Consider the following 15,075-nt stretch of genomic DNA (forward strand, 5'->3'; position numbering starts at 1 on the left):
CGCAGCTAGGGTCGCCGGATCCCGGCGTCACCGCGACCCTGGGCTCGACCTACACGCAGCTCGTGGTGTTCTCGGTGATCATCCTGGCCCGGGCCCGCATGGTCGAGTTGCTGGATCCTGTACATGTACTGCAGCACGATCTCGCGCGACGTCGTCTCGCCCCGTTGAAGCATGCCGGCGAGGTCCACGGCCGTCCGTCCGGTCAGGTCGACGCCGCCGTAATCGGGCAGCGGATCGCTCGAGAGGGTTCGCGTCAGCGGGACGACGCCGCGCAGCGTCTCGTGGCCGTCGCGCGCGTCCCGGCTCCAGGCCAGGGCGACGGCGATGGGAGCACCGGCCGGGCGGTGCTGGGCGAGCGGGAGGAGGTGGTCCGGGTCGCGCAGCGGGTCGGTCACCGCGTTGCGCACCAGCATGGCCCGCCACGCGGCCACGGAGGACGCGTCGACGGCACCGGGTCGGCGCAGATCGACCCGCCAAGTACCGGCCTCGACGCCGGCCTCGCCGCCAGCCTCGGCGCCGACCTCGAGCTCCGGGTCCGCCGCGAGCTCTGGCCGCTCGGACAGCCCGCCCTGTATCACGGTGAAGCGCCGCACCATCCGTGTGTCCTGCCTCTCGACGATCCGTCCCGATCCGGGACGGTCCGGCGCCTCCGGGACGCCCTTCGCGTCGAGGGCTTCAAGGACGGTGCCGACCGCCTGCCGAGCGCCGGTGTCAGAAGCCGGGAATCGCCAGGGGATTGTCGGTGAGGGCCGCGGCGTCCGGGGCGTCGACCCGAGGGCGGCCGAGGAAGGCGTCCCAGAGCTGGCGCACGAAGGCCGGATCGAGGTCGCGCAGGATCAGCACGAGCCGCGACGTGTGGTCGGGATCCGGCCATTCCGGAAGGGTGACCGGCGCGTGGAACACGTGCTGGACGCCGTGGATGACGATGGGGTGCTCGGGATCGTCGGCGAGGGCGAGGATGCCCTTGAGCCGGAGCAGCTTCGGCCCGTGGCCGGAGCGCAGGAGATCCATGAACATCTCGAAGGCTGGGCGCGGCACGGGCGCCGCGCTGGTCAGGCAGATCGCCCGGATCGACGCGTCGTGCCGGTTCACGTCGGCGCGGTGGTGATGCGCCTGATCCAGGGTCGCGTCGCCGAGCCACGCGCGCACGTCGGCGGTCTTGCCGTCGAGGCCGAACAGGCCGCCGAGGAGCGTCTCCGCGGGGGCGTCCGGCGCGACGATCGGGGCCGCCGGGTTGAGCGCCGCCAAGCGCGCGCGGATGGCCGACAGGTCGCCCGCGAGGTCGGCCTTGGTCAGCACGATCCGGTCGGCGACCGCGGCCTGCCGCAGGGCCTCCGGATGGGCGTCGAGGGTCGCGGCGCCCGTGGCCGCATCCACCACCGTCACCACGGCCTGGAGGCGGTACCGCAGCACGAGGTAGGGGTGGTAGATCAGCGCGTGCAGGATCGGCGCCGGATCGGCGAGGCCCGTCGTCTCGATCACGATCCGCCGGAACGGCCGGATCCGGCCGTTGTCGCGCTTGCGCAGCAGATCCTCGAGGGTCGCGATCAGGTCGCCCCGCACCGTGCAGCACAGGCAGCCGGCGCCGAGCAGGATCATGTCCTCGTCGACGGTCTCGATCAGCAGGTGGTCGAGGCCGATCTCGCCGAACTCGTTGACGATCACCACCGTGTCGGCGAGCGCGGGATCGCGCAGCAGCCGGTTCAGCAGGGTGGTCTTCCCGGCTCCGAGGAACCCGGTGAGCACGGTCAGCGGGATCGGCTCCGGGCGGCGCGGGTCCGGAGCGGGGATGGGAGACTCTGACATAGGCGGCGAAGTGGGGTGTGTCGGCGTCCGCGGCAACGCGGCGGTGCGCTGGGCACCGGAGCGGGTCTACTCGTCGGCCGCGGCCTTCTTGGCGGCCGGCTTCCTGGCCGGGGCCTTGGCCGTCGCCTTGTGGGCCGTCGCGTCGGCCTTAGCGGGCGCCGCCTTGTGGGCGGCCGCCTTCGGCGCCGGCTTGGTCAGGCCCTTCCCGGGCTTGGCCTCCGGCATCCCGGGCGTGACGTCCGCCGTGTAGGCGCTGGCGTTCCGCGGCACGCCGTGGCCCGGCTTCGCGGCGACCTTGGGAGCGGACTTGACGGCCGCCTTCGCGGCCTCGGCACGCTCCAGGCGCGCCGCGCGCGCCTGCTTGGCCGCCTCCAGGGCCGCCGCGCGCTTGGCGTCGAGGAGGGNCCGCAGGGCCGGGTTGGAGAACGCGGCGAGCGCCAGCGCCGGCGAGTTCGCCGCCGAGCCGCCGATCAGCTGCGCGGCCGAGCCGGGGGCGCTCAGCGCGCCGGGACCGTCCTCGATGGCCGGAGGCTTCTTGCCGCCGCACACGAAGGGACGCATGTCCGGCGGCGCCGGGATCGCGGAGGCCGGCAGCGCGTCGAGGGTCGGGCTGGTCCAGCCGGCGCTCTGGCCGAACGCGTAGTCGAACAGGTCGGCGGTCTTCACGTCGCGCTCGCGCGGGGTCGGCTGCCCCATCACGACGGTGACGATCCGTCGGCCGTTGCGCGTGGCGGTCGCCACGACGTTGAAGCCGCCCGAGCAGATGAAGCCCGTCTTCATCCCGTCCGTGCCGGGGTAGCGCCCGAGCAGGCCGTTGTGGTTCGCCATCACGGCGCGGCCGAACTGGATCGCCGAGATCGAGAACAGGTCGTGGGAATCCGGGAAGTCGCGGATCAGCGCCCGGGCGAGGACCGCCATGTCGCGGGCGGAGGTCCACTGGCGCGGGTCGGGCAGGCCGTTCGGGTTGAACCAGCGGCTGTCGTGCATGCCGATCCGCTGCCCGGTCTCGTTCATCAGCGCGGCGAAGTTCTCGACGGATCCCCCGAGCGACTCGCCGATCGCGTAGGCGACGTCGTTCGCCGACTTGACCATGATGATCTTCAGGGCGTTGTCGAGGGTGAGCTGCGTCCCCGGCTTGAAGCCCATCTTCGAGGGCGGCTCGGCGGCGGCGGCGGCCGAGATGGTGATCATCGAGTCGAGCGAGACCTTGCCCTGCCGGACGAGGTCCAGGGCGACGTAGGTCGTCATCAGCTTCGTGATCGAGGCCGGGTACCAGGGGTCGGTCGGCGCCTGCGCGTAGATGACCTTGCCGGAATCCACGTCGGCCACGAGGATCGGTACCGTCACGGCGTTCGCGGCGCCGATCCCGACGAGGCCCGCCCCGAGCAGACCCGTCAGCGCCGCAAGCCCGACGGTGAGGCGTCGGTAGAGAGAAGAGGACATTCGAGCCCGACTCGTCAGAGGATCGCCTGGATCGACGCCGCGGGGCGTCGGATTTCCGGCCGGCCAGCCGGAGAGCGGCGCAGCCCGGTCGGCCGAAGGCGGTCGCCGGACTGCATGTCGGCATGAACGAGCCTACCGTGGCAAGAGCAAGGCGAGATCAGATCGCGGGTCTGCACGGCGCGGTTGTCGATGGCCCGCGGGCGGCGCACGGCCTATGTGCAGGCCGGGCGCGCCGGCCGGATCGCGCGCGACGGTGACTGGGACGGTTGTGGCTTACGCGGTCAAGGAGATCTTCCACACGCTCCAGGGGGAGGGCGCGCAGGCGGGCCGGGCCGCCGTGTTCTGCCGCTTCGCCGGATGCAACCTCTGGTCCGGGCGCGAGGACGATCGCGCCGCGGCGGCCTGCCGGTTCTGCGACACCGACTTCGTCGGGATGGACGGGGAGGGCGGCGGGCGCTTCGCGGACGCGGCCTCCCTCGCCGGCGCGATCGCCGCGACCTGGGCGGGCGGCGCCGCGAACCGCTACGTGGTCTTCACCGGCGGCGAGCCGCTGCTCCAGCTCGACACGCCGCTGATCGAGGCCGTCCACGCGGCCGGGTTCGAGATCGCCATCGAGACCAACGGCACGCTGCCGGCGCCCCCGGGGATCGACTGGATCTGCGTCAGCCCCAAGGGGCGCAACGCCCTCGCACAGGTCTCCGGCCACGAGCTCAAGCTCGTCTACCCGCAGGCGGACGCCGATCCTGCGGCCTTCGTGGACCTCGCCTTCCAGCACCGCTTCCTCCAGCCCATGGACGGGCCCGACCGGGCGGCCAGCACCGAGGCCGCGATCGCCTATTGCCGGCGGGACGCCCGCTGGCGGCTCTCGCTGCAGACCCACAAGATGATCGGCATCCCCTGAGAGGCCCGGATTCGGTCCCGGGATTGGGTTCGGACGAAGTGATCGCCAAGCCGGTGCCGCACGAGGCGCCGGTCCCCTCTCCCGCACGGGAGAGGGGGTTACGGCGCGGGTGGCTCGACAGGGATCGCCGTCTCTCCGAACCGTCAGGACGCGATCGGGGACGGCACTATCTGACGATAGCCCTGAGCTGCGCGCGCGCCGCGCGGATCGCCGAGCGCGCGGCCCGGCCGACCGCGCGCGACGGGTCGGGATCCCGCCCGGATCCCGCCCGCCCAGCACAGCGCGGCGCAGGGCCACCAGCGCGGGATCGCCCCATCGGTCGAGGATTCGCCCGAACGCCGCGTGGCGCCCGGCATCGAACGGGACCGGCCGCCCGGCCCCGTCGCGCGCGGGATGCGCCGGATGCAGCGTCCCGCAGGGCACCCAACCCGGCGGGATCGGCGCGGTGGCGGCGTGCGTGCGTCCGAGCCGCAGGAGTCGCGGCAGGACGTGGCACCGCGGCCCGGACGCGGCAGCCGCCCGATCGTCCCCCGGTGCGAAGACCTCGACGCGACCGATGCGGGTGATGACGATCTGGTCCAGGCCCGAGATGACGGCGGACGGCATCGCCGCGGCGCCGGCGGCGAGGAGCGGTCGGCCCGCCAGGGCCCGCAAGCCGGCGATCCGCTCGGGGTCGGCGGTCCGGATGCAGGCATCCGCGGCGCGCAGACCGAGGCCGAGATCGAACAGGCGCGCGGCGCGGTCCTCCGGCCGGATCGCCGCCCCGTCGGGGCCCAGCTCGGTCAGAACGGTGCACCGGCCCGTCGCGCAGGCGGCGGCGGGAAGGCAGAGCGCGACCGACTGGCTCCAGCCGTCGGCGAAGCCGGTCTCGTAGGCGAACGGCCTGAGATCCGGATGCGCCCGGACCGCGAGTGCGCCGCGGGCCGTGCGGAGCCCGATCGCGTCGTCCTCGAGCGGCCATGCCGGCTCGCCGGGCTCCCGCGCGAACACGGCGGCGGCCCCGTAGCCGCCGAGGCTCCACGGGCAGGCCGGATCGGCCAGCTGGTCGCGCAGCAACCTGTCCACCGCGGATCCGGCTCCGCCCGTCATCGCCCCACTCGTGCACGCCACGGCAGCCGGCACGCCTTGACACGGACGGCGAATGACCGGAAGTCGCGGGGCATCACCGAGGTTGTGGTCGGCGAGGCGGGCGCGCAGCCCGGAACGACCGACGCGGAGACGTCCGCTGGACCTCGCGACGGGATCCGCAAGAGGGGCGCTGGCATGGACGTCATCGAGACCGAGATCCCGGACGTGAAGCGCGTCGTCCTGAAGCGCTTCGGCGACGCGCGGGGCTGGTTCTCCGAGACCTTCCGGGCCGACACCCTGGCGCGGGCCGGGATCACCACGCCGTTCGTGCAGGATAACCAGTCCTTCTCGGCCCCGCAGGGGACGGTCCGCGGCCTGCACTTCCAGATCGCCCCCCGCGCGCAGGCCAAGCTGATCCGCGTCCTGCAGGGCGCGATCCTCGACGTCGCGGTCGATATCCGCAGCGGCTCGCCGACCTACGGGAAGTACGTGGCCGTCACCCTGGACGCCGAGAAGGGCGAGCAGCTCTACATCCCGCACGGCTTCGCGCACGGCTTCTGCACCCTGACGCCCGACGTCATGGTCGCCTACAAGGTCGACGACTACTACAGCCCCGAGCACGACCGCGCGCTGTTCTGGAACGATCCGGCGATCGGGATCCCGTGGCCGGTCTCGGGAGATGCGGCGATCCTGTCCGACAAGGACCGCCGGGCGCCGAAGCTCGCGGATCTCGGCCACGTCTTCTGAAGAGCGCGGCCCGGCCGCAATTTTGTCACGACGGCCGGTCTTAGGCTGCCCCGGCTTTCTCAGTTCTCGTTCGATCCGAAGAGGTAATCCGCCATGCGCATCCTGGTGACCGGAGGCTGCGGCTTCATCGGCTCGGCGCTGGTGCTGCACCTCGTCAACGATCTCGGCCACGACGTCTGCACCCTCGACGCGATGACCTACGCGGCCAATCCGGTCTCGCTGGCGCCGCTCGCCGACAACCCGCGCCACCGCCTGGTCGAGGCCGATATCTGCGACCGCACCGCCGTGCAGAAGGCCTTCGCGGACTTCAAGCCCGAGGCGGTGATGCACCTGGCCGCCGAGAGCCACGTCGACCGCTCGATCACCGATCCGGGCGCCTTCGTGCGCACCAACGTGATCGGCACGCAGACCATGCTGGACGGCGCCCGCGGCCATTACGAGGCCCTGCCGGAGGCCGAGAAGAAGACCTTCCGCTTCCTCCACGTCTCCACCGACGAGGTCTACGGCTCGCTGCCGCCGGACGCGTTCTTCACGGAGGAGAGCCGCTACGATCCGCGCTCGCCCTACTCGGCCTCGAAGGCGGCCTCCGACCACCTCGCCCGCGCGTGGCACGAGACCTACGGCCTGCCGGTCCTGGTGACCAACTGCTCCAACAATTACGGGCCGCGTCACTTCCCCGAGAAGCTGATCCCGCTGATGATCCTCAACGCCCTCGAGGGGAAGAAGCTGCCCGTCTACGGCGACGGCCTGAACGAGCGCGACTGGATCCACGTGGAGGACCACGCCAAGGGCCTCGTGGCCGTGCTGGAGCGCGGCCGGATCGGCGAGACCTACCTGCTCGGCGGCCGCGCGGTGCGCAACAACCTCGCGGTGGTCAAGGCGCTGTGCGCGGCCTTCGACCGGCTGCGCCCGCAGGGCGCCCCGCACGAGCAGCTGATCAGCTTCGTGGCCGACCGCCCGGGCCACGACCGGCGCTACGCGATCGACTGCACCAAGGCCGAGACCGAGCTCGGCTGGCACCCGCGGAAGACCTTCGAGCAGGCGCTGGAGGAGACCGTGGCGTGGTACCTCGCCAACGAGGGCTGGTGGCGCCCGATCCGCGAGGGTCGCTACAAGGGCGAGCGCCTGGGGCTCAACGGCTGATGGACGTCCTCGTCCTCGGCGGCGCCGGTCAGGTCGGCACCGAGCTGCAGGCCCTGTCCTGGGCGGACGGCGTCACCGTCCACGCGCCGGGCCGCGCGGACCTCGACATCACCGACGCGGACGCCGTCGCGGCGGCGCTCGCCGCCCGCGACTACCGGGCGGTGATCAACACCGCCGCCTACACGGCGGTCGACAAGGCCGAGTCCGACGTCGTCGCGGCGTGGCGCCTCAACGCGCTGGCCCCGGCGATCCTGGCGGCCGCGACCGCCGCCAAGCAGATTCCGCTGGTGCACGTCTCGACCGACTACGTCTTCGCCGGCACGAAGCCCGACGGGGCCTACGCGCCCGACGCGCCGATCGACCCGCAGAGCGTCTACGGCGCCAGCAAGGCCGCCGGCGAGCTGGCGGTGCGCACCGGCAACCCGCGCCACGCCATCGTGCGGACCGCCTGGGTGGTCAGCCCGCACCGGGGCAACTTCGTCAAGACGATGCTGCGGCTCGCGGGCGAGCGCGACACCCTGACCGTGGTGAACGACCAGCACGGGTGCCCGACCTCGGCCGCCGACCTCGCCGCGGCCCTCGCGACGATCGCACAGGCCATGGCCGCGGATCCGGGCGCGCCGACCGGCACGTTCCACTGCGTGAACCGGGGCGACACCACGTGGTGCGGCTTCGCCGAGGCGATCGTGGCGGGCTCCGCCCGGCGCGGCGGGCGCTCCGTTCCCGTCAAGGGCATCCCGACCTCCGCCTACCCGACACCGGCCCGGCGGCCGGCCAATTCGCGCCTGTCCACCGACAGCCTCAGCAAGGCCTACGGCATCGCGCCGCGGCCCTGGCAGGCGGCGCTCGACGACATCCTGGACCGGCTCGTCGGGCCGGTCTCAGAGGGAGTTTCCAAGCCATGAAGGGCATCGTTCTGGCCGGCGGATCCGGCACGCGCCTGCACCCGGCCACGCTGTCGATCAACAAGCAGCTCCTGCCGGTCTACGACAAGCCGATGATCTACTACCCGGTCTCGGTGCTGATGCTGGCCGGCATCCGCGAGATCCTGATCATCTCGTCGCCGGAGCACCTGGACAATTACAAGCGCCTGTTCGGCACCGGCGAGCAGTTCGGCCTGAAGTTCTCCTACGCCCTGCAGCCGCGGCCGGAGGGCCTCGCCCAGGCCTTCGTGATCGGGCGCGACTTCGTGGGCGACGACGACGTGGCGCTGATCCTCGGCGACAACCTGTTCTTCGGCGCCGGCATGGGCGAGCTCCTGGAGCGCGCGTCGAGCCGCAAGCAGGGCGCGACCGTCTTCGCCTACCACGTCGACAACCCCCAGGCCTACGGCGTCGTCAATCTCGACAAGTCGGGACGGCCGACGAAGATCGTCGAGAAGCCGCAGAACCCGGAATCGACCTGGGCGGTGACCGGTCTGTACTTCTACGACAACCAGGTTCTCGACATCGCCGCCGACGTGAAGCCCTCGGCCCGCGGCGAGCTGGAGATCACCAGCGTCAACGAGGCCTACCTGCAGCGCGGCCAGCTGCACGTGGAGCGCATGTCCCGGGGCTACGCGTGGCTGGATACCGGGACCCACGACAGCCTGCTGGAGGCGAGCGAGTTCGTCCGCACCCTGCAGAACCGGCAGGGCCTTCAGGTGGCCTGCCTGGAGGAGATCGCCTACCTCCAGAAGTTCATCACCCGTGACCAACTGGTGGCCCGCGGCGAGATGTTCGCCAAGACCGCCTACGGGCAGAACCTGCTGCGCCTCTCCCGCGAGAGCGAGGACGACCTGCGCCTGCGTCGCGGCAAGTAGCGCCGTCGGCGGCGCCCGGTCGCCGTCCCGCCGCCCGTCTAGCGGGGGGCGCAGCCGATGCAGATGCCGCGCATGAGCCGGTCGTTCTTCGCCTCGCGCGGCGTGCGCACCCGCCGGTCGTCCGGCGTCCCGGCACCGGCGCCGCGGCTCGGCGGCATGACGCGGCCGACCGACGAGGTGTTGGGGGCGGTCGCCGTGGAGGCGGGGCCGCCGCCGGTCCCGGTCCGGGCCTGAGCCAGCGCGGGGCCGGTCGCGAGGACCGGCAGGAGGACGGCGAGGCCGAGGGCGGTGAGGGGGCGGGTCATGGGTGCGGAACTCCGTGCCGGGCCATAACGCGGGTGTGACCATCCGGTTCGACCGGGCCGCGCGATCCCCACCTTTGTTCGCCTTTGCAGACGCGATGCGGCGCCGTATCAGGGGCCGCGTTCCCGCCGCCGCCATCCTGAAGCGTCGAAACTCGGAGCCGCCGCGACGATGCGGGACCCCAACGCGATCGACTTCTGGCGCGGCTTCGCCCTGATCACGATCTTCATCAACCACATCCCGGGCAACACGTTCGAGCGCTACACCTTCTCGCAGTACGGCATCTCGGACGCGGCCGAGCTGTTCGTGTTCCTGGCGGGCTGGTCGATCGGGATCGCCACCCGCGGGCGCGACGGCAACCCGGAACCGCCGGGCCGGAGCGTCGTGCGGCTCCTCGCCCGCACCGTCGAGGTCTACCGGGCGCAGCTCACCGTGATGCTGCTGGCGCTCGCGATCATCGCGGGCGCGGCGCTGCTGCTCGACAACCCGCTGATCCTCGAGTGGCACAACGCCGGCAACTTCTTCGCGGACCCGATCCAGTCGGTCTGCGGGATGGCGCTGCTGACCTACCAGCTCGGCTACTTCAACATCCTGCCGCTCTACGTGCTGCTGATCGGCATCGCGCCCGTCTTCGTCCTGGTCGGCCGGTTCAGCCTGCTCGCGGCCCTGGCGCTGTCGGTGAGCGTCTATCTCGCGAGCCTCGTCTTCGGGTGGAACGTGCCCTCCTGGCCCGGGGAGGGCGACTGGTTCTTCGATCCGCTCTGCTGGCAGCTCCTGCTGGTGCTGGGTTTCGTCCTGCAGGGCTGGAACCTCCGCTCCGACGCCCTGCGCCGCTGGTCGCGGCGCCTGTTCCCGGCGGGCGTCGTCATCGTTCTCCTCGGCATCGTGCTCGCCGTGACGGAGATCCGCCCGGACCCGATGCTCGTTCCGGAGCCGCGCCTGCTCTTCACGTTCGAGAAGACCTACCTGACACCGGCGCGACTGCTTCATTTTCTGGGGGTATTGTTAGCGTTTGCACCGCTTTACGCGGTGCTCGCCCCCCGAATCGGCCGCGTCGTCGGCTATCTGAGTCAGATGGGCCGGAATTCACTGGCTGTCTTCTCGATGGGCTCGATCCTGAGCCTGATCGGGCAGCTCGTGCGTTTCCAGACGGGCGGCGGCGCGCTGATCGATATGCTGGTCGCCGGCTCGGGCCTGGTCGGGCTGGGGTTTACGGCATGGTTCGTCGAGTGGCGCAGCCGCAGCAGATCGGCACGGCCCCGCGCATGACGCGGGTCCGGCTCGCCGCGGCGCTGGCCGTATCCCTGCTGTCGGGCACCGCCGGCGGAGCGGCCGCGGCCGAGCAGGCCGCCGGCCCGGTGGCGGACGATCCGACCCTGTCGCAGGAATGCCGGGTCCCGGGCGCGCAGCTCTACACCGTCGCCCAGCTCGGCGCCGTCAAGGCGGCCTTGGCGGAGAACCGGCCCCTGAAGATCCTGGCGATCGGCGGCAGCGCGGCGCCGGGCGCCTCGGCCTCCTACCCGGCCAAGCTCGAGGCCGCCCTGGAACACGCCCTGCCGAAGGTCGACGTGGTGATCGACCACCGCGGACTGCCGGGCGAGATCGCCTCCGGGGCCGCGGAGCGCCTGCGCACCATGGTGGCCGAGGCCGAGCCCGACCTCGTCGTCTGGCAGGTCGGCACCCACGACGCCATCGCCCGCGTCGACGTGGACGCCTTCGCCAGCGCGCTGGCCGAGGCCGTGGGCTGGATGCGGTCCCACGGGATCGACGTGGTGCTGGTCGACCCGATCTACACGGCCAGCATGGCGGCCGACGTCGACTACAACCGGATCGTCGAGGCCGTCCGGGGCGTCGCGACCCAACAGGGCGTGCCGCTGGTCCGCCGCTACGAGGCGCTGCAGTACCTGTCGCGCCGCAGCGACAAGGGCGAGGGCCACATGCTCGGCCGCCAGTTCCGGCTGAACGACCTCGGCCTGCGCTGCATGGCCGAGCACGTGGCGCTGACGATCGCCACTTCGCTGATGCGGACGGAAGCGCCCCAGGAGCCCAAGGCGGCCCCGGCCCAGCCGCCCTTAACCGGGCCGCAACGCGCCCCGGGCTAGACCGGACGGCCAGAGATCGGCCTCCCGCCGAGTTCAGGACCGGCGCGGAGCGCGTAGTGTCAGCCACGGCCCTCCCTGTCCTCGCGTTCCGGCACCTCCGGGCGCTGCGCGGCGGCCCGCAGCGGGCTGCCCTGACGGTCTTCGCGATCCGCGTCGGCTCCGCCGGCTTCGCCTACGGCGCCCAGGTGCTCGCGGCGCGGCTGATGGGATGGGACGCCTACGGGATCTTCGCGTCGGTCTGGGTCTGGACGGCGATGCTGGGCCACACCCTGACCCTCGGCCTGTCGCAGGGTGCCTGCCGGTTCGTGCCGGGCGACCAGGCGCAGGGCGACCTCGACCTCGCGCGCGGCTACATCCGGGCCGGCGCCCTCGTGACCGGCGGAGCGGCGCTCGCCGTCGCTGGCCTCGGCACGGCGCTGCTCGCGCTGGAGCCGGACCTGTTCGCGCCCGCCTACCGGGCGCCGATCCTGGTCGCGCTCTGCGTGATGCCGCTCTTCGCGCTCCAGGATTACCTGGAGGGGGTGGCGCGCAGCCAGAGCTGGGTCGGGCTCGCCATCGCGCCGCCCTACCTCCTGCGCCAGACCCTGATGATGGCCTGCATGGTCGCGGCGATCCTGCTCGGCGCGCCGCCCCGCGCCGAGGTCGCGATGGCCTGCATGCTGATCGCCGCCGCGGTCGCGACCGCCCTTCAGGCCGGCCTGCTCGCCGCGCGGCTCCGGCGGGACCTGCCGCCCGGGCCGCACCGCTACCGGTGGCGCACGTGGCTCGGCACGGGCCTGCCGATCGCCGCCATCGACCTCGCCAATGCCGGCTTCGCCTTCGTCGACGTGATCGTGCTCGGCGCCCTGGTGAGTCCGGCGGAAGTCGGTGTCTACTTCGCGGCGACGCGCATCCAGCAATTCGTGGTGTTCGTGCACTACGCGGTCAGCGCGGCGACGCTGCAGCGCTACAGCGCCGCCCGAGCGCAGGCCAACCGATTCCTGCTGGCCGAGCTGGTCCGGCGCCAGGGCCGCCTGACGGCCGCCGCGACGCTCGTGGTCGGCGGCGCCGTCCTGGCCGTCAGCCCGCTGCTGCTGGCCATGTTCGGCCCGGGGCTGAACGACAGCGTGCCGATCCTGTGCATCCTGATCGCCGGCAGCGTCGGGGCGAGCCTGTTCGGCCCGGGCGAGGATCTCCTGACCATGCTGGGCGGGGAGCGGCTCTGCGCCGGCATCACGGCGGGGAGCCTCCTCGCGGCCGCCGGCTTGTGCCTGGCCCTGGTCCCGGCCCTCGGGACACTCGGCGCGGCCGCGGCTTTGGCGGTGGCGAGTGTGGGCCGGGCCGCGCTGCTGGCGCGGGCCGCAGGGCGGATCCACGGGCTGCCGACGCCGGTCTGGGCCGCCGGGGCGGTCCGATGATCCCGGCGAGCACCCTCGGCACAGCGACCGGAGGCGGCGTCACCCTCGGCGACGCGCCGGAGCCGGAGGCCTGGGACGCGCTGGTCGCGGCGAGCGCCGCGCCCCACCCGCACTTCGCGCGGCACGTCATCGAGGCTCATCGGACCGCCGGGTTGCTGCCGGCGGACCTCCGCTACGTCACGGTCCGCGCGGGCGACCGGCTCGTCGCGCTGCTGCCGTACCGGGCGGCCCGGGACCTGTCGGGCCTCGGCGGCCGGGTCCTGCGGCCGTTCCTCTCGCCCTACGTGACCGCCACGGCGCCGCTGGTCGCCGACGGTCCGGACCGGGCCGCGCACGCGCATGCCCTGGTGGAAGGCCTCGAGGCCGCCTCCGGCNAAGGCCTCGAGGCCGCCTCCGGCGGATGCGCGTGGCGCTGGCCGCTGCTGCCGACCGCGGCGGGGGCGGTGCCGGAGATGCTGGCGGCGATGCGCGGGCGCGGCTGGGCCATCGGCACGGTGGCGGGCTTCGACCGCCCGGTCATGGACCGGCGCGCCGATCACGCGGCGTTCCTGGCCGGTCATCCCGGTCGGGCGCGCTTCAAGGATCTGCGCCGCCGGGCCCGTCGCCTGGCCGAGACCGGGACCGTCACGCACGCGAGCGCCACGGCCGGGGCGGACCTCGCCCGCCTCGTCGCGGCCTTCCTCGACCTGGAGCGGGCCGGCTGGAAGGGGCAGGCCGGCACCGCCATGGCCTGCCGGCCCGAGGGTGCCGCGCTGGCCCGGGCGCTGTTCACCGACGCTCCCGGTCCGATCGGCGTCCGGGCCGACGCCCTGTGCCTCGACGGCCGGCCGGTCGCCGTCAGCCTCGCCCTCGTCGACGGCGGCACCGCGACCTTGCTCAAGACCGCCTACGACGAGGATCTGCGCAGCCACGCCCCCGGGCTGCTGCTCGAGGCCGAGATCGTGCGCGCCTGCCACGAGACCGGCTTCGCCGACCGGCTCGACTCGGCGACGCTGGAAGGATCGGCCCTCGAAGGTCTCTATCGCGACCGGATTCCGGTCGCCGAGATCGTCGCCGTCCCGCCCGGTCGGCAGGTGATCTCGCTGGAGCGGCGCCTCCGGCTCGCCCGGTTCGAGCGGGAGGCGCGGTCGGCCGCGAAACGTGCCCTGCGGCGGCGCTAGGGCCGGTCCCGATCGGACTGGGCGTTGCGTTACAGCCGGGCCCGTGCCCCACGTGGCGCGGGTGCCCTCTCCGTGCGGGAGAGGGACAGGCTGGGGGATCGGGTCTGTCCGGACGAGGCGCACCCGGACCGATCAGCTCTACGGCGCGCTCGACCTCGAAGCGTCTTGTCCGTTCGCCCAACCCTCCCCCCGCACGGGAGTGGGAATATCGGCGAGGGAGCCCTGGCGCGGCTGCCTCGACCGGAGCCGCCGTCCCCCAGACCGTCGCAGCGCGACTCGGCGCGACCAGGAACGGCGCAAGCGCCGCGCGCCGCTCGTCCCGCGGCAGTTCCTCGGCGGCGCGGCCCGCTACCGGGCCCGGTACGGACCGTCGCCCTGCACCTGATCGTAGACGCCGTGCCCGGTCCGGGCCCGGTAGGCGCGGCCGGCGATGGCGCCGGGGGTCGGCGGCGTGCCGGGCTGGGCGAAGCTCGTCTCCGGCCGGTAGGCCGGCCCCCAGCCGATCTCCTCGTCGCCCGCGGGATCCTTGCCCGGGAAGCCGGTGACGTAACCCGTGCTCTGCGCGAGCGCCGGCCCTGCGGCGAGGCCGAGCAGGAGCGCGAGGGTGCAGCGGTACGTTGTCCTGGGACGCATCGGCCGTATTCTCCGTATCCGGCCCGCCGAGCGGACCACCTGCCGAGCAAACCCGGATCCGGAACGGAGGGTTTTCCGGCGTGTACTCATGCCGCGGGCGAGACGGTGAGCGGTCTGCCCGGTCCACCGGCGGGCAGCATGGGGTCGGCGAAGCGCGGAGGCGTGCGTCATGGACGACTGGAAGGCGGGTCTCCGGGCGGAGATGCGGGCCATCGACATCGCCACGGGCGACGCGGCCTCGGCGCAGCTGCCGGACCTGCTGCGACGCCTGAGACACCATCAGGCCGGGCTCGGCGGCAACCCGGTCCTGTCCCTCTACCGGCGCTGGCGCATCCGGCGCCTCGCGCGCGCTGTCGCCGATGCGCGCTGGCTCGCGGAACAGGCGCGTCTCGCGCGTCGCGGCGGGCTCGATCCGCGCCCGTGAGCGGGCCCGCTCAGGCGACGGCCGAGCGGCCTGCGGCGGCCCGGACCGCCCGTGGCCCCTCGCGCAGGGCCGTCGCCGAATCGGCCGTCGCAGAACTGGACGGGCCGGGCGGCACGAGGACCTCCGGCCGCCCGTCCGGTGCGGCCG

At 73.2% G+C, this 15,075-nt stretch carries 15 protein-coding genes and 1 pseudogene; 10 read left to right on the forward strand and 6 right to left on the reverse strand.

Annotated elements, in window-relative coordinates; all coding sequences use genetic code 11:
* Nucleotides 1-5 precede the first annotated feature (5 nt).
* The 3 genes from MMR14E_RS26115 to MMR14E_RS26125 form a co-directional block, all read right to left on the reverse strand.
* Nucleotides 6-596 carry a hypothetical protein gene (locus tag MMR14E_RS26115; protein ID WP_331318296.1) on the reverse strand — a complete coding sequence of 197 codons (591 nt, stop codon included), beginning with the start codon at nt 594-596 and terminating at the stop codon, nt 6-8.
* Between the two features lie 115 nt (nt 597-711).
* The gene (locus MMR14E_RS26120; protein ID WP_331318297.1) at nt 712-1,806 is read right to left on the reverse strand and encodes a GTP-binding protein; all 1,095 of its coding nucleotides are present in this window, start codon (nt 1,804-1,806) and stop codon (nt 712-714) included.
* A gap of 66 nt (nt 1,807-1,872) precedes the next feature.
* Nucleotides 1,873-3,249, reverse strand: a complete 1,377-nt coding sequence (locus MMR14E_RS26125) for a D-alanyl-D-alanine carboxypeptidase family protein (protein WP_331318298.1) — start codon at nt 3,247-3,249, stop codon at nt 1,873-1,875.
* Nucleotides 3,250-3,517: 268 nt separating this feature from the next.
* Between MMR14E_RS26125 and queE the strand changes: the two genes are divergently transcribed.
* Entirely contained in the window at nt 3,518-4,150 is a 633-nt protein-coding gene (gene queE, locus MMR14E_RS26130; RefSeq protein ID WP_331318663.1) for a 7-carboxy-7-deazaguanine synthase, read from the forward strand.
* A 258-nt stretch (nt 4,151-4,408) separates the two neighbouring features.
* Here the strand turns inward: queE and MMR14E_RS29390 are convergent.
* A pseudogene (locus MMR14E_RS29390) lies at nt 4,409-5,239 on the reverse strand (DUF6925 family protein); the annotation flags it as partial.
* Between the two features lie 174 nt (nt 5,240-5,413).
* Here MMR14E_RS29390 and rfbC point away from each other — a divergent pair.
* The 4 genes from rfbC to rfbA all read left to right on the forward strand — a co-directional run bounded on the left by rfbC (nt 5,414) and on the right by rfbA (nt 8,909).
* Entirely contained in the window at nt 5,414-5,965 is a 552-nt protein-coding gene (gene rfbC, locus MMR14E_RS26135) for a dTDP-4-dehydrorhamnose 3,5-epimerase (RefSeq protein ID WP_331318300.1), read from the forward strand.
* 93 nt (nt 5,966-6,058) lie between these two features.
* On the forward strand, nt 6,059-7,108 hold the full coding sequence (gene rfbB / locus MMR14E_RS26140; RefSeq protein WP_331318302.1) for a dTDP-glucose 4,6-dehydratase: 1,050 nt from the start codon (nt 6,059-6,061) through the stop codon (nt 7,106-7,108).
* The gene (gene rfbD / locus MMR14E_RS26145; protein WP_331318304.1) at nt 7,108-8,013 is read left to right on the forward strand and encodes a dTDP-4-dehydrorhamnose reductase; all 906 of its coding nucleotides are present in this window, start codon (nt 7,108-7,110) and stop codon (nt 8,011-8,013) included. The genes rfbB and rfbD overlap by 1 nt, the downstream gene beginning before the upstream one ends.
* Nucleotides 8,010-8,909 carry a glucose-1-phosphate thymidylyltransferase RfbA gene (gene rfbA / locus MMR14E_RS26150; RefSeq protein ID WP_056534087.1) on the forward strand — a complete coding sequence of 300 codons (900 nt, stop codon included), beginning with the start codon at nt 8,010-8,012 and terminating at the stop codon, nt 8,907-8,909. Before rfbD ends, rfbA begins: the two co-directional genes overlap by 4 nt.
* A 38-nt stretch (nt 8,910-8,947) precedes the next feature.
* Here rfbA and MMR14E_RS26155 read toward each other — a convergent pair whose 3' ends face one another.
* Nucleotides 8,948-9,214: a hypothetical protein gene (locus tag MMR14E_RS26155; protein WP_331318306.1), complete on the reverse strand. Its 267-nt coding sequence runs from the start codon at nt 9,212-9,214 to the stop codon at nt 8,948-8,950.
* A 169-nt stretch (nt 9,215-9,383) separates the two neighbouring features.
* On the opposite strand from MMR14E_RS26155, the gene MMR14E_RS26160 reads away from it, so the two are divergent.
* Genes MMR14E_RS26160 through MMR14E_RS26175 form a run of 4 tightly spaced genes read left to right on the forward strand, consistent with a single transcriptional unit; the run spans nt 9,384 to nt 13,871 of the window.
* Nucleotides 9,384-10,481 (forward strand): OpgC domain-containing protein, encoded by a 1,098-nt coding sequence (locus MMR14E_RS26160; protein WP_331318309.1) that lies wholly within the window; start codon nt 9,384-9,386, stop codon nt 10,479-10,481.
* Complete coding sequence (locus MMR14E_RS26165) at nt 10,430-11,314, forward strand: SGNH/GDSL hydrolase family protein (RefSeq protein ID WP_331318311.1); 885 nt, start codon at nt 10,430-10,432, stop codon at nt 11,312-11,314. The genes MMR14E_RS26160 and MMR14E_RS26165 overlap by 52 nt, the downstream gene beginning before the upstream one ends.
* 56 nt (nt 11,315-11,370) lie before the next feature.
* On the forward strand, nt 11,371-12,711 hold the full coding sequence (locus MMR14E_RS26170; RefSeq protein ID WP_331318312.1) for a lipopolysaccharide biosynthesis protein: 1,341 nt from the start codon (nt 11,371-11,373) through the stop codon (nt 12,709-12,711).
* Nucleotides 12,708-13,871, forward strand: coding sequence for a GNAT family N-acetyltransferase (locus tag MMR14E_RS26175; protein ID WP_331318313.1), 1,164 nt, complete (start codon nt 12,708-12,710; stop codon nt 13,869-13,871). Before MMR14E_RS26170 ends, MMR14E_RS26175 begins: the two co-directional genes overlap by 4 nt.
* 348 nt (nt 13,872-14,219) lie before the next feature.
* Here MMR14E_RS26175 and MMR14E_RS26180 read toward each other — a convergent pair whose 3' ends face one another.
* Nucleotides 14,220-14,504 carry a hypothetical protein gene (locus tag MMR14E_RS26180; protein ID WP_331318315.1) on the reverse strand — a complete coding sequence of 95 codons (285 nt, stop codon included), beginning with the start codon at nt 14,502-14,504 and terminating at the stop codon, nt 14,220-14,222.
* A gap of 169 nt (nt 14,505-14,673) precedes the next feature.
* Here MMR14E_RS26180 and MMR14E_RS26185 point away from each other — a divergent pair, with 169 nt between their 5' ends.
* Nucleotides 14,674-14,928, forward strand: a complete 255-nt coding sequence (locus MMR14E_RS26185; protein WP_331318317.1) for a hypothetical protein — start codon at nt 14,674-14,676, stop codon at nt 14,926-14,928.
* Nucleotides 14,929-15,075: the final 147 nt, after the last annotated feature.

Origin of the sequence: Methylobacterium mesophilicum, from assembly GCF_036441335.1 — a bacterium.
Classification (GTDB): Bacteria; Pseudomonadota; Alphaproteobacteria; order Rhizobiales; family Beijerinckiaceae; genus Methylobacterium; species Methylobacterium mesophilicum_B.